We start from the raw sequence: 18,334 nt of genomic DNA, 5'->3' as shown, positions 1-18,334 counted from the left end.
CCGCACTCTAATACCTCAAGCTGTGATGGGGAGGGAAAATCACAGTACCGAAGGTCATGTACCCACGCTGCCAAGAAAAGCCTCTAGCCAGGAGAAGGTGCCCGTACCGCAAACCGACACAGGTGGGCGAGATGAGAATTCTAAGGCGCGCGGAAGAACTCTCGTTAAGGAACTCGGCAAAATGACCCCGTAACTTCGGGAGAAGGGTGCCCCGGTAGTGTGAATAGCACGAGGGGGCCGCAGTGAAGAGGCCCAAGCGACTGTTTAGCAAAAACACAGGTCTGTGCGAAGCCGTAAGGCGAAGTATACGGGCTGACGCCTGCCCGGTGCTGGAAGGTTAAGAGGAGTGGTTAGGGGCAACCCGAAGCTATGAATTGAAGCCCCAGTAAACGGCGGCCGTAACTATAACGGTCCTAAGGTAGCGAAATTCCTTGTCAGGTAAATTCTGACCCGCACGAATGGCGTAACGACTTGGGCGCTGTCTCAACGAGAGATCCGGTGAAATTTTAGCACCTGTGAAGATGCAGGTTACCCGCGACGTGACGGAAAGACCCCATGGAGCTTTACTGTAGCTTGATATTGAACTTTGGTACGGTCTGTACAGGATAGGTGGGAGCCTTTGAAGGTGGAGCGCAAGCTTCACTGGAGGCGCCGTTGGGATACCACCCTGATCGTATCGGAGTTCTAACTCACTACCCTTATCGGGTAGGAGGACCGTGTCAGGCGGACAGTTTGACTGGGGCGGTCGCCTCCTAAAGAGTAACGGAGGCGCTCTAAGGTTCCCTCAGCGCGGTTGGAAATCGCGCGCAGAGTGCAAAGGCATAAGGGAGCTTGACTGCGAGACCTACAAGTCGAGCAGGGACGAAAGTCGGACTTAGTGATCCGGTGGTACCGAATGGAAGGGCCATCGCTCAACGGATAAAAGCTACCCTGGGGATAACAGGCTTATCTCCCCCAAGAGTCCACATCGACGGGGAGGTTTGGCACCTCGATGTCGGCTCATCGCATCCTGGGGCTGAAGTAGGTCCCAAGGGTTGGGCTGTTCGCCCATTAAAGCGGTACGCGAGCTGGGTTCAGAACGTCGTGAGACAGTTCGGTCCCTATCTGTCGCGGGCGTAGGAAATTTGAGAGGGGCTGTCCTTAGTACGAGAGGACCGGGATGGACGCACCGCTGGTGTACCAGTTGTTCCGCCAGGAGCATCGCTGGGTAGCCAAGTGCGGAAGGGATAAGCGCTGAAAGCATCTAAGCGCGAAGCCTGCCTCAAGATGAGATTTCCCAATTCGTAAGACCCCTGGAAGAACACCAGGTTGATAGGCTCGGGGTGGAAGCGCGGTAACGTGTGTAGCTGACGAGTACTAATCGGTCGAGGGCTTATCCTAACGAATAGACACCTGTAACATGCAAGATCACCAACTCTTCTTCCTGCTTTGTTTCGCATCCAGTTTTCAAGGCGCAAGCCTACAACACAATGCTTGTCATTGCCTGTTGTAGCATTGTGGCTCGTAGCCAGCTTGGCGTGCGAGCATATAATCTTTATCTGGTTTTACGGAAGTGTCCTAACTAAGGGACGCTTTTTTTGTTTTAAACTATCCCCTTACAATCACCCACTCTCATAATCGCTCGATAAACTGATTCAGCCCGCCCATTTTCATATATTTTTGACTCATGCCCATGCCCTATAGGAAAGCAGCCATACAATAACCCTAAGGTAGAAGTCAAATGTGAATGGTGGTGAGAATCAGCTCTATGAACATTGCTTTCGATATGTTTTTTGCCAAAACTGAAGCAATGAAACGAGGAATTGGTCGTTATTCGCAAAATCTAATTGAGCACATCTTAAAGCAAGAAACGAGCCATTCTTATTTTTATTTCTATCCAGACGTAAGTAATGGTGCAGAGCACTTGAAAGACCAGCTACAGCAGTTCTTATACCGAAACCGAATTGATCTGTACCATATGATGAGTCCGTTTAATTTATTTCACCTCCCAGCGCATCAGTTTCAAGCGTACAGTGATTCCATGCTCAACAAAGCATGGTTTGGCTACACGCGGGTAGCAGCAACTTTATATGACGTTATTCCACTTGTGCTGGAAAAGCAGTATATGAATGATTTTGTCAGGCCCATCTACATGAAGGTTATAGATATGATTCGGTCATGCGATATCATATATGCAATTTCTGAAACTACAAAGCAGGATGCTGTTCGTCTTACGGGGATGGATCCTACGAAAATAAGCGTCATTATGGGCGGATATGATCCTAAGTTTAAGCAACTCCCTAACTTTAACGCCCAAGACGTCAAATTCCGCTATGGGGTAACTAAGCCTTATGTATTAAGCACAGGTGGAGATGATCCTCGGAAAAACTTAGCCAGACTGATCGATGCATTTATTGCGGCGAATCGAGTGCTTACTAATCGGTATCAGATAGTCATCGTGTACAATTCAACAGCTGATGAGAAGAGAAACATGCTGGATCAAGCTGCCCGTTTAGGCGGGGAAGGCTCAGTTGTTGTGACTGGTTACGTTCCGGATGTAGATTTAGTTGGCTTATATAATGGTGCAGAGCTATTTGCTTTTCCTTCCCTGTATGAAGGCTTTGGACTACCGATTGTTGAAGCAATGGCTTGTGGAACCCCCGTGTTAACCTCAAACAATTCTTCACTAGTGGAGATAAGTGGCGAATCGACTTATTTAGTTAATCCAGATGACACTTCCAGCATAACGGATGGTATTGTACAACTCCTAACGAATCCCCAGCGTCTATCCGAGCTGTCTAAGAAGGGAATGAAGCAATCCGAGCAATATAACTGGAAACTCGTAGCTGAGAAGGTCATGGATGGCTATGAAGCTGTGTTCAGGCGAAAAATAGCTGTATTTTCCGCGATGCATCCTTTCTTGCCGCATACTTATGGTGATCTTCATGAGGCCATACTCATATTAACAGATCGCTGTGAAATCGATGTTTATGTAGAAGAGGTACTGGAAGACGGTCCAGTCATTGACAAAGACAGTCCGATTGTTATTCATCCGCACCAAGAGTTTGAAAGCCGCAAAGATCAGTATGATTACATTATTTATGAAATTGGCAACGATGATCGATTTTTATTTATCGCGCCTTATATGACAAACATGGAGAAGTATCCGGGCATTGTAATCACGCATGGAATTGATCTTCATGCCCTCACTTTGAATTGGACAATTGAACAAAATTCAATCTATTCCTACTATAAAGTGTTGGAAAAAGAGTACGGGGTTGGCGCTCATGCCAAGCTTGATGAACTGCTTGGAGGTACAACGCTTCCTAAACAGGCTCCACTAAACAGATATTATCTGGCAGATGCGAAAGCCATTCTTGTCTATCACGAACATGCAGCTAAGCAGCTTGCTGAGCAGGGATACCGCAATATCATTGTTGCCCCTGCACCCGGAATCCCTGCTGTATCTAGACGTTCTAGCAGCGGGTCGAAATTCGTGATTTCTACCTTTGTTACTAAAGATACAATCTGTGACCCAGTTGCACTCCATGTAATCAAAGAAATGCTAGATCAAGGCTGTCATAATATCACCTACAAAATTGTTGGACCATTTGATTCAAAGCGTGCAACTGAGTTACAGTCATTAGTCTTTAAGCTAGGTCTAGAAAAGCAAATTGAGTTTACTGGACCTCTATCCTTGAGTCGTTACAAACGATTGATGAGAAGAACCGATGTAGCGCTATTTTTGCGTGACCCTGCGGAGGGTGAGCTAATCTCCGCTCTTATAGCAACGATGGCGAGTGGTATTCCGACTATTGTGTTCGATGATGCTTCGTTTAACGAGCTTCCTAATGAGCTTTTAATCAAGCTTCCTCCTGTAGACCAGGATGCTGAGACGGCGCTACTTCAGGTCATGCTTCAGCTCTATCATAGTAAAGAAGAACGAGATGCAATTTCAGCTAAAGCGAAAAAGTACATGGAGGATCAGCATTCTACGCAGAATTTTGCAGATATGCTTCAGGAAGCCGTTGATCGAAGCACTATGGCGGGGGATATGCCTACCGTGCTATGGCAAATACATCAAAGCCCGGATGGCGTACCTCGTATCCGAAGCTGACATTAATAAGTTTTATGACAAAAGCGGCTTAAGGGGGATGGCTAATGCTTGGTTCGCAATTATGTAAGGAAACAGATTTCTCTTCTGCTTGGTTTATCCATGCATGTGGTAAGCTAAATGAAGGGATGAGGTTTCACCGTAAGCTATGGGAATGGTGTTATATTTATGAGGCATTGCGCGAGCGAAGTATGCTAATGCCATTCAAACGGGGATTAGGCTTTGGAGTTGGTAAGGAGCCGTTGACTGCAGCATTTGCTGCTCTAGGCAGCGAGATAGTAGCGACTGATCTAGATGTTGAGCTGGCCAAGGCACAGGGCTGGGTAGATACGAATCAGCATGCGCTGAGCTTGACAGACTTGAATGATCGGGGGCTATGTGACCCTTATCAATTTCAGAATTTGGTTACCTACGAAACGGCCAATATGAACCAGATTAGTGAGAGCTATACCGGACAATTCGACTATACGTGGTCTTCATGCAGCTTTGAGCATTTGGGGTCCATCGAGCATGGGAAGAGATTTATTGTAAACCAGATGAAATGCTTGCGGCCAGGCGGCGTAGCCGTCCATACGACGGAGTTTAATCTAACTTCTGATGAACATACACTAGAGGCGGATATACTCGTTATTTTTCGAAAAAGAGACATTGAAGCAATGGTTGCAGAGCTAAGTGAAGAAGGCTACCGGATTACTGTCGATTATACGGCGGGAACGGGACCATTTGAGTCTTATGTAGATATACCTCCTTATACGAATCCGGTCCATCTAAGATTATTACTAGGACAATATGTCTCAACATCAATCGGACTGATTATAGAAAAGCCACTGGCATAGCAGATCTTCCCGCAGCGCCCCCCTCTGGGTGGATTGGGGAATGGCTATAAAAAGTATGGTTACTGCTCCTCCGACTGCGAGGAATGGGTTAATAGCAATAAAAAGTATGGTTACTGCTCCCCCGGCTGGGTGAAATGAGGCAATAACGATAAAAAGTATGGTTACTGCTCCCCTGACCGCGAGGAATGAGGCAATAACGATAAAAAGTATGGTTATTGCTTCCCCGGCTGGGTGGGACGGGGTAATAACGATAAAAAGTATGGTTACTGTCCCCCCCGGCTGGGTGGAATGAGGCAATAACGATAAAAAGTATGGTTACTGCTCCCCTGACCGCGAGGAATGGGGCAATAGCTATAAAAAGTATGGTTACTGCTCCTCCGACTGCGAGGAATGGGTTAATAGCAATAAAAAGTATGGTTACTGCTCCCCCAACCGAGTTGGATCTTGGCGAAGAGCGGGAGATAATTGATTGCTCGCAGTTATAAAAGCTAAACAATTAACTAAAAAGGTTGCCCGCGAGGGCAACCTTTCTGCACTATACGCTCCCCAAGCCATTTCCGCTCCAGACTACCCGCAGATTAGCCCCAAATTAGCTCCAGACTACCCTGAGATTAGCCACATATCCATCCCAGAATCCCCAAACCCGCAAGTTACTAGCTACGAAGTAACAGCAAATCCCAATGGAGTGGTCCCGTGTGGGAATCTAGCACTTCAAGGGTGATCGGCTCGATGGGGGCGCCGGTCATCGGAACGATATACATGTGGAAGCCGCGATCGACGAATCTTTGCATAATAGGACGCGGAGCATGACCCCCCCACAATAAAGGCAAGTATTCCATGAATATAACGAGCCTTCCGCTAGCATCAATAACCTCGAATAAGCTGTCCATGATGTATGGCTCTCCACCATCAATATCTATTTTAATAACATCGACCTTTTTTGAGGTGCCCAATAGCTCTGATAGTACGGCTTTCTTCACCTTCGTTTTCGTAAGGCCGTTAAGCTCAATCATACTAGGATAGAAAATGCTGGAGCCGCCATCTCCCCAAGTTTCTATGGTGTCTTCGCCATTCTGATCGGACAGCATTACACGGTGTAGCTGAACATGAGGATAACCATTTACTGCGGCGCTTTTGAGCAGATTGCGATGATGGAAGGGATTAGGCTCGAAAGCATGGACAACACCGGTCGGCCCCGTTTTCATAGCTGCTAGTAAAGTGAAATATCCGCTATGCGAGCCGATGTCGAGCACAGTCATACCAGGCTGGATAACAGATAGGAATGTCCCGGTGATCCATGGCTCCCAGCCCCCTGTTAAGTAAATCGCCATGCAGACAGGATCACGAAGATCTAGAAACATGGATGGACCTGCGTCCAAATTCATTAATATAGTATGATTCCCGACATAAACTTGGGGTCTAGTTAAATCGAACAATCAAATTCCTCCCTAAGAATGATTTTTCTCTTCTGTCAGCAGAAGTGAAGGTACCTTTATATAGCATTCCGATGTATTGTGCTTATAGAAACGGATATCAACGTTGTTCTCCTCTTGCGTAAGGATAAGCGTTGCTTCAACATACTGACTACCTGACAAGGTCTGGCTCCATAGCAGCTTATTGCAGGAGTCGGAGGTAATATCGATTGTAAATTCTCCTTGTCCGATAATCTCTACGGAAGCTTGAATAAGGTAACGACGAGGGGCCAGTGAAATAGATGGGCCATAGAAAATGTAACCAGGAAAATGAGCAGGAAGACGACCATCCTTATCAAAGCCAGTAGGTCTGATAAAGGGCGTAAAGTATAAATTGGTTACAGCTGCGGCTGGAGTATAGTGAAGGTTTTTTGTCTGAGTAAGAGGAATCGTAGCAGTTGGAATATCATTGCCGATTTTCTGCAGACGGATGATTGCAATGCCATTAGCGAACATGAATGGGCTGTCGAACCTAGTTTCCGCCAAAGCTTCCTTCTCACACTGAATCCAAGCCTGGCGTGGGACATCCAAGTGCATATCCATATCTTGTTTTTGAAAATAAGAAATAGAAGCTGCATCACGAGGTACTCCATATGCATCGAACAATAGATCAAGGTATTCAGCGCTAAACTGAATTAACCAGCCAGCATCCATTAATTTTCCATATGGAACAGTTAAGAGTGCTGTGCCACCTGGTTCTAGAAGATTATAAATTTGGCGAATGGCTGTAAGCGGAATTTCCCCATCACCTGATTTACTTTCCCCATACGCATGCTGGCCGATATGCTCTACGGTGGATAGGCAAACAATCAATGAGTGCTTCTTCTCGTAATCCATTAAATCGATATTCATAACTCCCGGTGCTTCTTCAAACTTGTCGAGAATGTGCCGGTTAGCCAGCGAAGGATGAGGATCTAATAGGGCTTGATAATAGGCAAGAACGTTGCCGATTTCAAGGAAGGGCTCCTGTTTACCTGCTCCTGCTTCCAGAAGGAATTGAATGGCGATCGGAATTTCAATTGTCCTTTCCGAGCAGTTGCCGTAAGGGAGCTGGTTATAAGGCAACGGCTTACGGTCAAACAAGAAATAATTGAAGAGCTCCAATCCTGCTATTCCCATAGGTCTGAGTCATTCCTTTACTGTAGATAGGTTTGTAACACTAGTAATGAAGTATATGCGCTATTTCATTATTGGTATGGACAAATGACAGTAGAAGCTTAATGTTTGACTGTAAGTGGCCGTTAGAAAACGAAACATCGTGACGAACGTTTTCATATACTGACGGAAATGCAGGTGAAAGGAGAGTCGGAATTAGATGAACATTACAGGGGTTTATTGGGTAGGTCCGGTATATGACATGGGCGGTTACGGCAATGTGTCGCGAAACTTTCTGAGGGCATTGGAAGCGGCTGAGGTTCCCGTGTTCATCGCCCCTTCTATGGGGCCACTTCACCAGACGGAAATAGGAGAGAAGACAATCCAGTGGCTGGATAATCTCTCTACGGATAAGATTGGAGACCAGGTAGTGTGTATACAGCATGGTGTTCCTGCTCATTTCAATATGCAGCTTCCCCATATTAAGGTCATTCGAACAATCGGTATTACCCTATTCGAAACGGATAGGACTCCAGCAGATTGGCCTCAGAGATGTAATCAATTAGATGAAATATGGGTACCCTCGCAATTTAACTATCGTACCTTTGTAGCGAGTGGTGTAGATCCTTCCAAAATACGCGTCGTTCCATATCCGATTGATGTGACTAAGTATTATCCGGGAAGACAGTATAACAAAATCACCTTTTCCCCACCTCTCCGCAAGTTCTCATTTCTTTATGTCTTCGGGTTTGATTTCCGTAAGGGGGTCGACCTGCTGATCATGTCCTTCTGTCGCGAGTTTGGTGAGGAGGAAGACGTATCACTCGTGCTTAAAGTGTACGTGCACAGCGGATATGAGCCAGCTTACGTGATGTCAGTTATTCGTTCCCATATTCCGGAGAAGCGACTGTTTTCACAAATTTTTATTATTGTTGAGCCATTCGACGAGCAACAGCTGGTCGATCTATATCTAAGCTGTGATGCTTATGTTTCCGTTGACCGTGCGGGCTGGGGGATGCCAGCTATGGAAACGATGGCATTAGGCAAGCCAGCTATCGGACTTAATTGGGGCGGCTATACAGAGTTTATGAATGAGGAAAATAGTATTCTCATTGAGCCAGAGCCGAAGCTCGTTCCGGTCGATCATAGGCTACAGAGCGATAGACCCGAATATTATCTTGGGCATATGTGGGCTGACATTCAACCGATTAAAGTCGGTAATGCCATGAGGGAGCTATACGAGGATAGAGCCAAACGAGAGCGAATAAGCAAGAAAGCAGCATTTGATATCCATTTTGATTTCTCTCCTGCGGTAATCGGTAACCAAATAAAAAAATTACTGTGTATACAGTAATTTGTCCCAACGTAAAGCAGCCGCAAGGCTGCTTTACCCATTTTCAGCGGAGTGGTTAATCGTCCATGCCATCTGGATGGGCAGACCATACAATAAACAGTGCATTTGCAGCAGCCCGCGCCTGCTGAATCTGAATCCGTTGATATAAGCGAAGGGGACTAGAACATGAAAATCGTCATTATGGCAGGCGGAAAAGGAAGCCGGCTATGGCCGAGAAGCGTGGAGGATAGGCCCAAGCAATTTCTCGCTTTGACTTCGGAGGAAACGATGCTTCAGCTCACCTACCGCCGTCTGGTACGGATTGTACCTTCGCGACAGATCTATGTTGTAACAGCGGCCTTGTACCGGGCACTTGTCATGGAGCAGCTTCCAGAGCTAGATGAGGGAAAAATCATCACGGAGCCGGTACAGCGGGATACGGGACCTTGCGTTGCCCTCTCAGCGCTTCATTTTCTCCGTCAGGATGATGATGAGGTACTTGTCATGATGCCCTCGGACCAACATATTCCGAACATTCTCGCACTCTATGAGGCGCTTAGCAAAGCAGAAGCCATTGCAGAGTCTTCTAGATCAATTGTTACACTTGGAATCGTTCCAGCGCGTCCTGAGACGAACTACGGATATATTATGACATCAGAAACAGATAGCATCGAAGGTGCTCGGAAGGTTACGTCATTCGTGGAAAAGCCAGATATGGAAGCGGCCATTAAGCTTGTCCAATTGCCTAATGTTTATTGGAATAGCGGGATTATCGTTTGGAAGCCGTCAACAATCGCACACTCCATGGAGGAGCATCAGCCGGAATTATGGAGCGCTTTAGCCGGGGGAGGAATGGCTCCCGAAACAGAATATGCAGCCCTCCCTAAAATCTCTGTAGATTACGCAATTCTGGAAAAAGCAAATAATCTATTTACCATTCCCTTTCGATATGAGTGGGAGGACCTTGGGAGCTGGGCATCGCTTGAACGAGTAAGGGAAGAGGAAGCCGACGCGAATGGGAATATCGTTCATGGTGTGGTCCACGCTTTGGAGTCCAGTAATAATATTATTTTCGCTGAAGGACGGAAAACAATCGTAATTGGAGCAGACGATTTGATTATTGTATCAACCGCGGAAGGCTTGCTAATCTGTCATAAATCCAAGGAGCCCTTCTTAAAGTCATTCGTTCAGCATGTGGAGCAACAGGGAGGAGGCGTCGGTTAATGAAAGCTCTTGTGACGGGAATATCAGGGTTTGTTGGAAGCCATATGGCAGAATTTCTGCTCCTCAAGGGTGTTGAGGTTGTTGGCACTATTCGAAACCGCAGCCGGATGGACCATATTTCTCATTTACAGCAGGATATTCGCTTAGTAGAGTGCGAGCTTCGCGACCCATTTTCAGTAGAAGCCTTAATTGGTGCCGAGAAGCCAGACCTTATTTTCCACCTTGCCGCCCAAAGCTTCGTACCTACTTCATGGAATTCTCCAATCGATACGATCCATAATAATGTCGCCGGGCAAGTTAATCTGTTCGAAGCGATTCGTCGTTTCGGATTACATTCAAAAATTCAAATTGCTTGTTCAAGCGAGGAGTATGGGCAGGTAAATCCGGGAGAAACGCCGATTAAGGAAACGAATCCTTTACGTCCATTAAGTCCATATGCCATTAGTAAAGTAGCGCAGGATTACTTGGGCTATCAATATCACAAGAGCTATGGTTTGCACGTCATTCGTACAATTACCTTTAATCATACTGGTCCAAGACGCGGGGAAAACTTCGTAACCTCTAATTTCGCTAAGCAGATTGTAGATATCGAGAAGGGGAAAAAGCCGCCTGTAATCTATGTAGGAAATCTAGAGGCGAAGCGGGATTTTACCGACGTACGGGACGTCGTTAGAGGTTATTGGCTAGCCTTGGAAAAGGGTGTCCCCGGAGAGGCATACAATATTGCTTCAGGTACCTGTTATACCATTGCTGAGATGCTAGCAATCTTGCTATCCCACAGTAACGTGGACATTGAGGTGAAGACGGATGCTAGCCGTTTACGCCCTTCTGACGTAGAAATTTTGCTAGGTGACTATCGTAAATTTCATGAGGCGACGGGTTGGAATCCAGAAATTCCATTCGAGCGGACGATGGAGGATTTGCTTCAGTATTGGCGTTCTCAGCCTTAGGGGGAAAGCGGAAATGTTCACAATGTGCACAATTGTCGCTAAAAACTATTTAGCTTTTGCTAGGACGCTTGTTCAGTCTTTTCTGAACCATCATCCTACAGGGAAAGCATATGTGCTGCTAGCGGACGAGAGCGAAGGATTTCTTAATACGCACGAGGAAACATTCGAATGGGTTCATCTTAAGGATATAGGGCTGCCGGAATGGCCCATCATGAGGTTTCAATATAACATTACGGAGTTTAGTACAGCCGTTAAGCCCTTCTTTTTAGATTATTTACTTCGTGTTCGTGGATTAGAGAGCATTGTTTATTTTGACCCCGATATTCTGATTACGCACCGTATGGATGATTTCTATCGTAAGCTACCACAATTCGGTATTGTACTTACCCCTCATATTCTGACCCCTTTGCCTGATGATCATAAAAAACCAGAAGAGGTAGACCTGCTACAATCAGGTGTATATAACCTGGGCTTTATCGCACTGTCTCGCAAGGATGAGACGATGCGAATGCTGCAATGGTGGAAGGAAAGGTTACTCCATCATTGTATTATGGAACCTTCCAAAGGCTATCACGTCGATCAAAGATGGATGGATATGGCGCCCGCTTTGTTCGAAGGTGTTCATATCCATAAGGATCCGACCTATAACGTGGCTTATTGGAATCTCCATGAGCGGCCAGTTGTAAACCGCAATGGACTATATGAGATCAATGGAAAGCCTCTAACCTTCTACCACTTTAGCGGACTAGTAGCTGATCTAAGTAAAGTCTCGCAGCATCAAACCCGGTTTGAGTGGGCTCATATGCCTGATTTACTGGGCTTATTCCGGGAGTATGTTCGGAAGCTATTGCTTAATGGCTATGCAGAGACCGCTCATTGGCGTTATGCCTATAACTATTTCGACAATGGAGTCGCCATTCCGGCGTTCGCACGTATCGTGTACCGCAAGCATGGAGCTCTGCAGGTGTTCGGTAATCCGTTCCTAACGCTCACTTCTATAGGGTTCTATCAATGGTTATTTTCACCGACTAATGTCCAGGCACCCATTCCTCAACTATTAAGGGAGGTCTATGAAACACGAGTGGATCTTCAAAGAACTTTTCCCTATGTCGAAGGGGCAGACAGGATAAATTTAATGAAATGGTCTAAGGATTTTGTACCATTGGAGTACGGGGTAGATCCTATCGTATGGAATCCAGTTTTGGATTCTATGTATTACCGATAGACAACGGTAGGCTGAAAGAGATGAGAATGGATGTGAACAGATGTGAGTAGGGTGTCAGGCATTAACCTGGTCGGCTACGCGCGGTACGAGATGGGGATAGGAGAATCCTGCAGATTGGCTGCAAGAGCGTTGGAATGCTCTGATATTCCTTTTGGAATTTATAATTACTCTGGGGGAAATAGCTCAAGAGATAACGATTTATCGTGGAAGTATAAGGAAATGGATGCTCCTAATTACCCGGTTAACCTATTTCACATCAATGCCGATCAAATGCCTCTAGCTTACGATACGCTTGGCCCGCAGTGGTTTTCCCACAGATATAATATTGGCTATTGGCATTGGGAGCTGCCGGAATTTCCGGATGCTTACTTAGACGGATTTCGTCATTTGGATGAGGTTTGGGTTCCGACTACCTTCATCCAAGAGAGTATAGCTGACAAGTCGCCGATTCCGGTCGTGAAAATTCCGCATGGAATTCAGGTCAATGTGCCGATTAACATGGACAGACAGTCGTTCGGTCTCCCTGAGCGGCGATTTCTGTTCCTTTGCATGTATGATACATTCAGCTATTCAGCACGAAAAAATCCTTACTCTGTGCTGAAGGCTTACCGGGATGCGGTCTTCCGCTTTGGTCTGCCTGCCGGTTTGATTATTAAAATGAATAACCCTCAGCAATCGGAAATAGACAATCTTAATCGAGAATCGAAGGGTTTGCCTAATGTATGGATTGTTGACAGAGTGATGAGCCGAATGGAAGCTAATGCTTTGCTTCAATGTGCCGATTGTTACATTTCCTTGCATAGATCGGAAGGTTTCGGCCTCCCTTTGGCGGAAGCCATGTATCTGGGTAAGCCGGTTATTGGTACTAACTGGTCAGGTAATACTGACTTCATGACATCAGATAATTCTGGTGCTGTCCAATATGAGCTAACTCGAATTGGTCAGCACTTAGGACCTTATGAAGCGCATCAGATTTGGGCGGAGCCGGATGTGGAGCATGCTTCACACCTAATGATGAAAGCTGTTTACAATGACGCCTGGCGTAAGCGTATAGCGAGTAAGGGACAGGAGACAATCCGTACGTCGTTCTCGCCCCAATCAGTGGGAAAGACCATTCGTCAAAGGCTGATTAACCGGGGTATTAGTTAAAATATTGGAGCGGAATCATACGATTGCACAAGGCGTTCCGCTTAGCGGAGTGCCTTTTCTGAATGTCTAAGAGGCTGAATTACTTCTACCGTAAGTAATAAGGGGCTATTTTGCTCATACTTAAAGCTAAAGTCAATTGAATGGTTAAGCTCGTTAGATTAACATCTGCTTCACCAATTTATTCATTGTATAGAAACTTTGCATTTTTTAAAAAGCGGCGTATAATAAAGCTATAGTCAAAGAAAGTCAAAGTCAGAGTTCAGATCCACCCCTGTTTGACGAACCGACCCGAGAGGCATGCCAGTCGGTGCTTTTATTCGGATCGTATCGATGAAAGGAGGTTGGAAGTTGGCGAACATTACCGAACTTATCGAGCTTTATTTGAAGGAAATTTTGCAAAGCAGCTCAGAGGGTTCCATCGAAATTCAAAGAAGCGATTTGGCTGACAAATTTTCCTGTGTTCCTTCGCAGATTAATTATGTCATTAGTACAAGGTTCACTTTGGAAAAGGGCTATTTCGTCGAAAGCAAGCGCGGAGGCGGCGGATATATTCGCATCCAGCAAGTAAATTTACCCTCACTAGAAGCTGTTCAGCGACATATTCAGCAGACGGTCGGAGAACAGATTGACCAGACGACTGCTGAAGGTCTTGTGTATCAGCTTGAGGAAGCTCGATTTATTACAATACGGGAAGCTCATCTTCTCAAAGCAGCCGTGTCACGAGATGTATTGTTGTTAAAGCTGCCGCTTAGGGACGAAATACGTGCCAAGCTGCTTAAAGCAATGTTAATCGCCCTACTCACGAAATGAGGAAAGGAGGTTTGATCGATGCAGTGTCAAGAATGCGACAAACGTCTAGCTACGCTACATTTTACAAAAATCGTTAATGGCGAGAAGACGGAGCTGCATATTTGTGAATCATGCGCTAGGGAGAAGGGGGAGCTTATTCCAGGCACCTCAAGTGGATTTTCCATCCATAATCTGCTTTCCGGGCTGCTCGATTTAGAATCACCAAATCCCAATTCTATGGCCAAACCTCCTGCGGCGAAATGCGATACTTGCGGGTTGACCTATACGCAATTCAGCAAAATTGGTCGCTTCGGCTGCAGCCACTGTTATAAGCAATTCGCGGAGAGGCTTGATCCTCTTCTTAAACGGGTACATGGTAATACGGTCCACGTTGGCAAAGTGCCAAAACGTGCCGGTGGAAGACTGAAGACGAAGCGGGAAATCGATCGTCTGAAGAAGGAAATGCAAGGTCGGATCGAGCGAGAGGATTTCGAATCTGCAGCTGAGCTGCGTGATCGAATTCGTGAGCTTGAGAAAGAAATGAGCTGCTGAAGGGCAGGGAAGACAAATGAGCAAACGGAAATTCGTCAAGCAAGCTCTTAGTCAATGGATGAACGGTGTAGGTCCGGACTCTGACGTCGTCATTAGCAGCCGCGTGCGTATCGCCCGTAATATTCGCAGTCTGCCATTTCCGATGATGTCCGATCCTTCCCAATCCCTCACGGTTATGGAGCAGCTGCTGGGAGTTGCAGAGAATGGAAGGCTCAATGGGTTAGGTAAGGTTGAGCAAGTTCGTTTAACAGAGCTGACTGAGCTTGAGAAGCTGGTTTTAGTGGAGAAGCATCTCATTAGTCCCAGCCTGGCAAATGAATCCCGCAATGGTGCTCTTATTCTGAGCCCTAATGAAGATATTAGCGTTATGATTAACGAAGAGGATCATTTGCGCATTCAATGTTTATGCTCGGGATTTCAAGTACGCGAAGCGTGGGATGCAGCGAGTAAAATCGATGACATCTTTGAAGAGCAGGTTGATTATGCTTTTGATGAGAAACATGGTTATTTAACAAGCTGCCCGACTAATGTAGGCACAGGTATTAGAGCATCTGTGATGATGCACTTGCCAGCGCTCGTCATTACGGGTCAAATCAATCGTATTCTCTCCGCCGTCACTCAGGTAGGTTTAGCTGTAAGAGGATTGTACGGGGAAGGCAGTGAAGCAACAGGAAACCTGTTTCAAGTGTCGAACCAAATTACGTTAGGACAATCCGAGCAAGAAATCATTGAAAATTTATTTCAAGTCGCTCGTCAAATGATCGAACATGAGAAGTCTGCAAGGAGTAAGCTATTAACCGAGTCAAGGACGCGAGTCGAGGATCGGGTGCGTAGATCTTACGGAATTTTGTCTCATGCGATTATTATTGACTCTAAGGAAGCATCTCAGCGTTTATCGGATATGCGCCTTGGTGTTCACTTAGGCTTATTGCCAGAGGTAAATGAACTTGTTTTGAATGAGCTTCTCGTGTCTACCCAGCCAGGATTTCTCCAACAAGCGTTCGGAGAAGCGATGAGTCCTGAGGATAGAGATAGGTCAAGAGCGGAATTAATTCGTTCCCGACTGGTAACTACTTCATAAATGTTTTATTCTTAATTTATAGAGGAGGTATGTCTCATGATGTTTGGAAGATTTACGGAACGTGCGCAGAAGGTATTAGCCTTAGCCCAGGAAGAAGCAGTGCGTTTGGGACATAACAACATCGGTACGGAGCATATCCTGCTTGGATTAATACGGGAAGGCGAAAGCATTGCCGCCAAAGCCCTCATTGCCCTAGGTCTAGGTTTGGAGAAAATTCAAGGTGAAGTGGAATCGCTGATTGGTCGTGGGCAAGAACAGCCTACTAATATCGCCTACACTCCACGCGCTAAAAAAGTAATTGAATTATCTATGGATGAAGCACGTAAGCTTGGCCATACGTACGTAGGCACTGAGCATATTTTACTTGGTCTCATTCGTGAGGGTGAAGGCGTAGCTGCACGTGTGCTTAACAATCTTGGAATAAGCTTGAACAAGGCACGTCAGCAGGTGCTTCAATTGCTTGGTAGCAACGAAAGCGTGTCTCAGAACCATGGCCCTTCCTCTAACGTTAGTACACCGACTTTAGATGGCTTGGCTCGCGATCTGACAGCTAGTGCTCGGGATGGCAATATAGATCCTGTAATTGGCCGTTCGAAGGAAATTGAGCGTGTTATTCAAGTGCTTTCTCGTCGGACGAAGAACAATCCTGTTCTGATTGGGGAACCAGGTGTAGGTAAAACGGCGATTGCCGAAGGCCTTGCACAGAAAATTGTAAATAACGAAATTCCAGAGACGCTTCGCGACAAGCGCGTAATGACTTTGGATATGGGTTCTGTTGTAGCAGGTACGAAGTACCGTGGAGAATTCGAAGATCGCTTGAAAAAAATCATGGACGAAATTCGTCAAGCTGGTAACGTCATTCTATTCATTGATGAGCTTCATACACTGATCGGTGCAGGTGGTGCTGAAGGCGCCATTGACGCCTCTAACATACTGAAGCCTGCTTTAGCACGTGGAGAGCTTCAATGCATCGGAGCAACGACGCTGGACGAGTATCGCAAATATATTGAGAAAGACGCTGCCTTAGAGCGTCGCTTTCAGCCAATTACGGTTGACCAGCCTACACCTGAGGAAGCCATTCTCATTTTACATGGCTTGCGCGACCGTTATGAAGCCCATCACCGGGTGAAAATTACGGACGAAGCGATTGAAGCGGCAGTTAAGCTTTCTGATCGTTACATTCCGGACCGTTTCTTGCCTGATAAAGCTATCGATCTTATCGATGAAGCGGGCTCGAAGGTTAGGTTGAATTCATACACGATACCGCCTAATCTGAAGCAGCTGGAAACACGTCTGGAAGACATCCGTAAGGAGAAGGACGCTGCAGTTCAAAGCCAAGAGTTTGAGAAGGCAGCGGCATTACGTGATACAGAGCAGAAAATTCGTGAAGAGCTCGATCACACGAAAAATTTGTGGAAAGAAAAGCAAGGTCGCACAGACTCCGAGGTGACTCCAGAGGATATTGCTCAGGTTGTCGCAAGCTGGACCGGCATACCGGTTAGCAAGCTGGCTGAAGAGGAAACGGAACGCCTGCTGAATATGGAGAGTATCCTTCATGATCGTGTTATTGGTCAGGATGAGGCTGTTAAGTCCGTATCACGCGCTATACGCCGTGCTCGTGCTGGTCTGAAGGATCCGAAGCGCCCGATGGGCTCCTTCATCTTCCTTGGGCCTACAGGGGTCGGTAAGACAGAGCTGGCGCGTGCCATTGCTGAATCGATGTTCGGGGATGAGAATGCAGTTATTCGTATCGATATGTCTGAGTACATGGAGAAGCATTCAACCTCCCGTCTTGTCGGAGCGCCTCCAGGCTATGTCGGCTATGAAGAGGGTGGCCAGCTGACGGAGAAGGTTCGTCGTAAGCCATACTCAGTCGTGCTGCTAGATGAGATCGAGAAAGCTCATCCTGAAGTATTCAATATTTTACTTCAGGTGCTTGAGGACGGTCGTCTGACTGATTCCAAAGGCCGCTCAGTTGACTTCCGTAATACACTGATCATCATGACGTCCAACGTTGGTGCGGAACAAATCAAGAAAAATTCAACGCTTGGCTTCACGGCAGCTCAAGATGCTGGCCGCGATTATCAGAACATGAAGGAAAAAGTGCTTGCTGAGCTTAAGAAGTCGTTCCGTCCAGAGTTTCTCAACCGGATCGATGAGTCCATTGTGTTCCATCCGTTAAATGAGGAGCACATTGCTCAGATCGTTACTCTAATGGCTGATGATTTGCGCAAGCGTCTTATAGAGCATAACGTAAGCTTTGTATTGACCGACTCCGCCAAAACCTTCCTCGCCAAGGAAGGGTATGATCCACAATACGGAGCGCGTCCTCTTCGTAGAGCTATTCAGAAGCATATTGAGGATCGTTTATCCGAAGATCTGCTTCTTGGTAAGATTACGAAGGGCAACGCCCTTGTCATTGATGAGGAAAACGGTGGTCTTGTCGTTCGGCAGAAGGATGAGATTGAATTAACGAAAGCTTAATAAAGTAGCGAAATAATTAAAAGGACTCTCCGTGCGCCAGCAATGGCGAAA

13 protein-coding genes and 1 rRNA gene (1 of these 14 cut by a window edge) are annotated in these 18,334 nt (G+C 46.3%); 12 read left to right on the top strand and 2 right to left on the bottom strand.

Annotated elements, in window-relative coordinates; all coding sequences use genetic code 11:
* From KCTCHS21_RS27190 to KCTCHS21_RS27180, 3 genes are all read left to right on the top strand, one after another.
* Nucleotides 1–1,380, top strand: a 23S ribosomal RNA gene (locus tag KCTCHS21_RS27190) (it extends 1,546 nt beyond the left edge of the window).
* A gap of 367 nt (nucleotides 1,381–1,747) precedes the next feature.
* Nucleotides 1,748–4,096 carry a glycosyltransferase gene (locus tag KCTCHS21_RS27185; protein WP_157994132.1) on the top strand — a complete coding sequence of 783 codons (2,349 nt, stop codon included), beginning with the start codon at nucleotides 1,748–1,750 and terminating at the stop codon, nucleotides 4,094–4,096.
* A gap of 44 nt (nucleotides 4,097–4,140) precedes the next feature.
* Nucleotides 4,141–4,929 carry a methyltransferase domain-containing protein gene (locus tag KCTCHS21_RS27180; RefSeq protein WP_130615280.1) on the top strand — a complete coding sequence of 263 codons (789 nt, stop codon included), beginning with the start codon at nucleotides 4,141–4,143 and terminating at the stop codon, nucleotides 4,927–4,929.
* Nucleotides 4,930–5,582: 653 nt separating this feature from the next.
* Here KCTCHS21_RS27180 and KCTCHS21_RS27175 read toward each other — a convergent pair.
* Together KCTCHS21_RS27175 and KCTCHS21_RS27170 are read right to left on the bottom strand one after the other, a co-directional pair.
* Nucleotides 5,583–6,365: an FkbM family methyltransferase gene (locus tag KCTCHS21_RS27175; RefSeq protein ID WP_232057976.1), complete on the bottom strand. Its 783-nt coding sequence runs from the start codon at nucleotides 6,363–6,365 to the stop codon at nucleotides 5,583–5,585.
* Nucleotides 6,366–6,377: 12 nt separating this feature from the next.
* A complete protein-coding gene (locus tag KCTCHS21_RS27170) occupies nucleotides 6,378–7,520 on the bottom strand; it encodes a class I SAM-dependent methyltransferase (protein ID WP_130615278.1) in 1,143 nt (380 codons plus the stop codon).
* A 196-nt stretch (nucleotides 7,521–7,716) separates the two neighbouring features.
* Between KCTCHS21_RS27170 and KCTCHS21_RS27165 the strand changes: the two genes are divergently transcribed.
* The 9 genes from KCTCHS21_RS27165 (at nucleotide 7,717) to KCTCHS21_RS27125 (ending at nucleotide 18,283) form a co-directional block, all read left to right on the top strand.
* A complete protein-coding gene (locus tag KCTCHS21_RS27165; RefSeq protein ID WP_130615276.1) occupies nucleotides 7,717–8,850 on the top strand; it encodes a glycosyltransferase family 4 protein in 1,134 nt (377 codons plus the stop codon).
* Nucleotides 8,851–9,015: 165 nt separating this feature from the next.
* Entirely contained in the window at nucleotides 9,016–10,053 is a 1,038-nt protein-coding gene (locus KCTCHS21_RS27160) for a mannose-1-phosphate guanylyltransferase (RefSeq protein ID WP_130615274.1), read from the top strand.
* On the top strand, nucleotides 10,053–11,003 hold the full coding sequence (locus tag KCTCHS21_RS27155) for a GDP-mannose 4,6-dehydratase (RefSeq protein ID WP_130615272.1): 951 nt from the start codon (nucleotides 10,053–10,055) through the stop codon (nucleotides 11,001–11,003). The genes KCTCHS21_RS27160 and KCTCHS21_RS27155 overlap by 1 nt, the downstream gene beginning before the upstream one ends.
* A gap of 13 nt (nucleotides 11,004–11,016) precedes the next feature.
* The gene (locus KCTCHS21_RS27150; RefSeq protein ID WP_130615270.1) at nucleotides 11,017–12,228 is read left to right on the top strand and encodes a glycosyltransferase family protein; all 1,212 of its coding nucleotides are present in this window, start codon (nucleotides 11,017–11,019) and stop codon (nucleotides 12,226–12,228) included.
* Between the two features lie 42 nt (nucleotides 12,229–12,270).
* Nucleotides 12,271–13,377 carry a glycosyltransferase gene (locus tag KCTCHS21_RS27145; RefSeq protein ID WP_232057975.1) on the top strand — a complete coding sequence of 369 codons (1,107 nt, stop codon included), beginning with the start codon at nucleotides 12,271–12,273 and terminating at the stop codon, nucleotides 13,375–13,377.
* A 348-nt stretch (nucleotides 13,378–13,725) separates the two neighbouring features.
* Nucleotides 13,726–14,187 carry a CtsR family transcriptional regulator gene (locus tag KCTCHS21_RS27140; RefSeq protein ID WP_130615268.1) on the top strand — a complete coding sequence of 154 codons (462 nt, stop codon included), beginning with the start codon at nucleotides 13,726–13,728 and terminating at the stop codon, nucleotides 14,185–14,187.
* An 18-nt stretch (nucleotides 14,188–14,205) separates the two neighbouring features.
* Complete coding sequence (locus KCTCHS21_RS27135) at nucleotides 14,206–14,718, top strand: protein-arginine kinase activator protein McsA (RefSeq protein ID WP_130615266.1); 513 nt, start codon at nucleotides 14,206–14,208, stop codon at nucleotides 14,716–14,718.
* 16 nt (nucleotides 14,719–14,734) lie between these two features.
* Nucleotides 14,735–15,799 (top strand): protein arginine kinase, encoded by a 1,065-nt coding sequence (locus tag KCTCHS21_RS27130; RefSeq protein ID WP_130615263.1) that lies wholly within the window; start codon nucleotides 14,735–14,737, stop codon nucleotides 15,797–15,799.
* Between the two features lie 36 nt (nucleotides 15,800–15,835).
* The gene (locus tag KCTCHS21_RS27125; protein ID WP_130615261.1) at nucleotides 15,836–18,283 is read left to right on the top strand and encodes an ATP-dependent Clp protease ATP-binding subunit; all 2,448 of its coding nucleotides are present in this window, start codon (nucleotides 15,836–15,838) and stop codon (nucleotides 18,281–18,283) included.
* Nucleotides 18,284–18,334 lie beyond the last annotated feature (51 nt).

The organism is Cohnella abietis (assembly GCF_004295585.1).
Lineage (GTDB): Bacteria > Bacillota > Bacilli > Paenibacillales > Paenibacillaceae > Cohnella > Cohnella abietis.
The sequence above is the reverse complement of the archived record's forward strand: the minus strand, read 5'-3'. Positions and strand labels throughout refer to the sequence as shown.

Bases quoted from the DNA above. Each gene is read 5' to 3' on its own strand.
- KCTCHS21_RS27185 (WP_157994132.1), top strand. From the start codon at position 1,748: ATGAACATTGCTTTCGATATGTTTTTTGCCAAAACTGAAGCAATGAAA.
- KCTCHS21_RS27180 (WP_130615280.1), top strand. From the start codon at position 4,141: ATGCTTGGTTCGCAATTATGTAAGGAAACAGATTTCTCTTCTGCTTGG.
- KCTCHS21_RS27170 (WP_130615278.1), bottom strand. From the start codon at position 7,520: ATGGGAATAGCAGGATTGGAGCTCTTCAATTATTTCTTGTTTGACCGT.
- KCTCHS21_RS27165 (WP_130615276.1), top strand. From the start codon at position 7,717: ATGAACATTACAGGGGTTTATTGGGTAGGTCCGGTATATGACATGGGC.
- KCTCHS21_RS27160 (WP_130615274.1), top strand. From the start codon at position 9,016: ATGAAAATCGTCATTATGGCAGGCGGAAAAGGAAGCCGGCTATGGCCG.
- KCTCHS21_RS27155 (WP_130615272.1), top strand. From the start codon at position 10,053: ATGAAAGCTCTTGTGACGGGAATATCAGGGTTTGTTGGAAGCCATATG.
- KCTCHS21_RS27150 (WP_130615270.1), top strand. From the start codon at position 11,017: ATGTTCACAATGTGCACAATTGTCGCTAAAAACTATTTAGCTTTTGCT.
- KCTCHS21_RS27135 (WP_130615266.1), top strand. From the start codon at position 14,206: ATGCAGTGTCAAGAATGCGACAAACGTCTAGCTACGCTACATTTTACA.
- KCTCHS21_RS27130 (WP_130615263.1), top strand. From the start codon at position 14,735: ATGAGCAAACGGAAATTCGTCAAGCAAGCTCTTAGTCAATGGATGAAC.
- KCTCHS21_RS27125 (WP_130615261.1), top strand. From the start codon at position 15,836: ATGATGTTTGGAAGATTTACGGAACGTGCGCAGAAGGTATTAGCCTTA.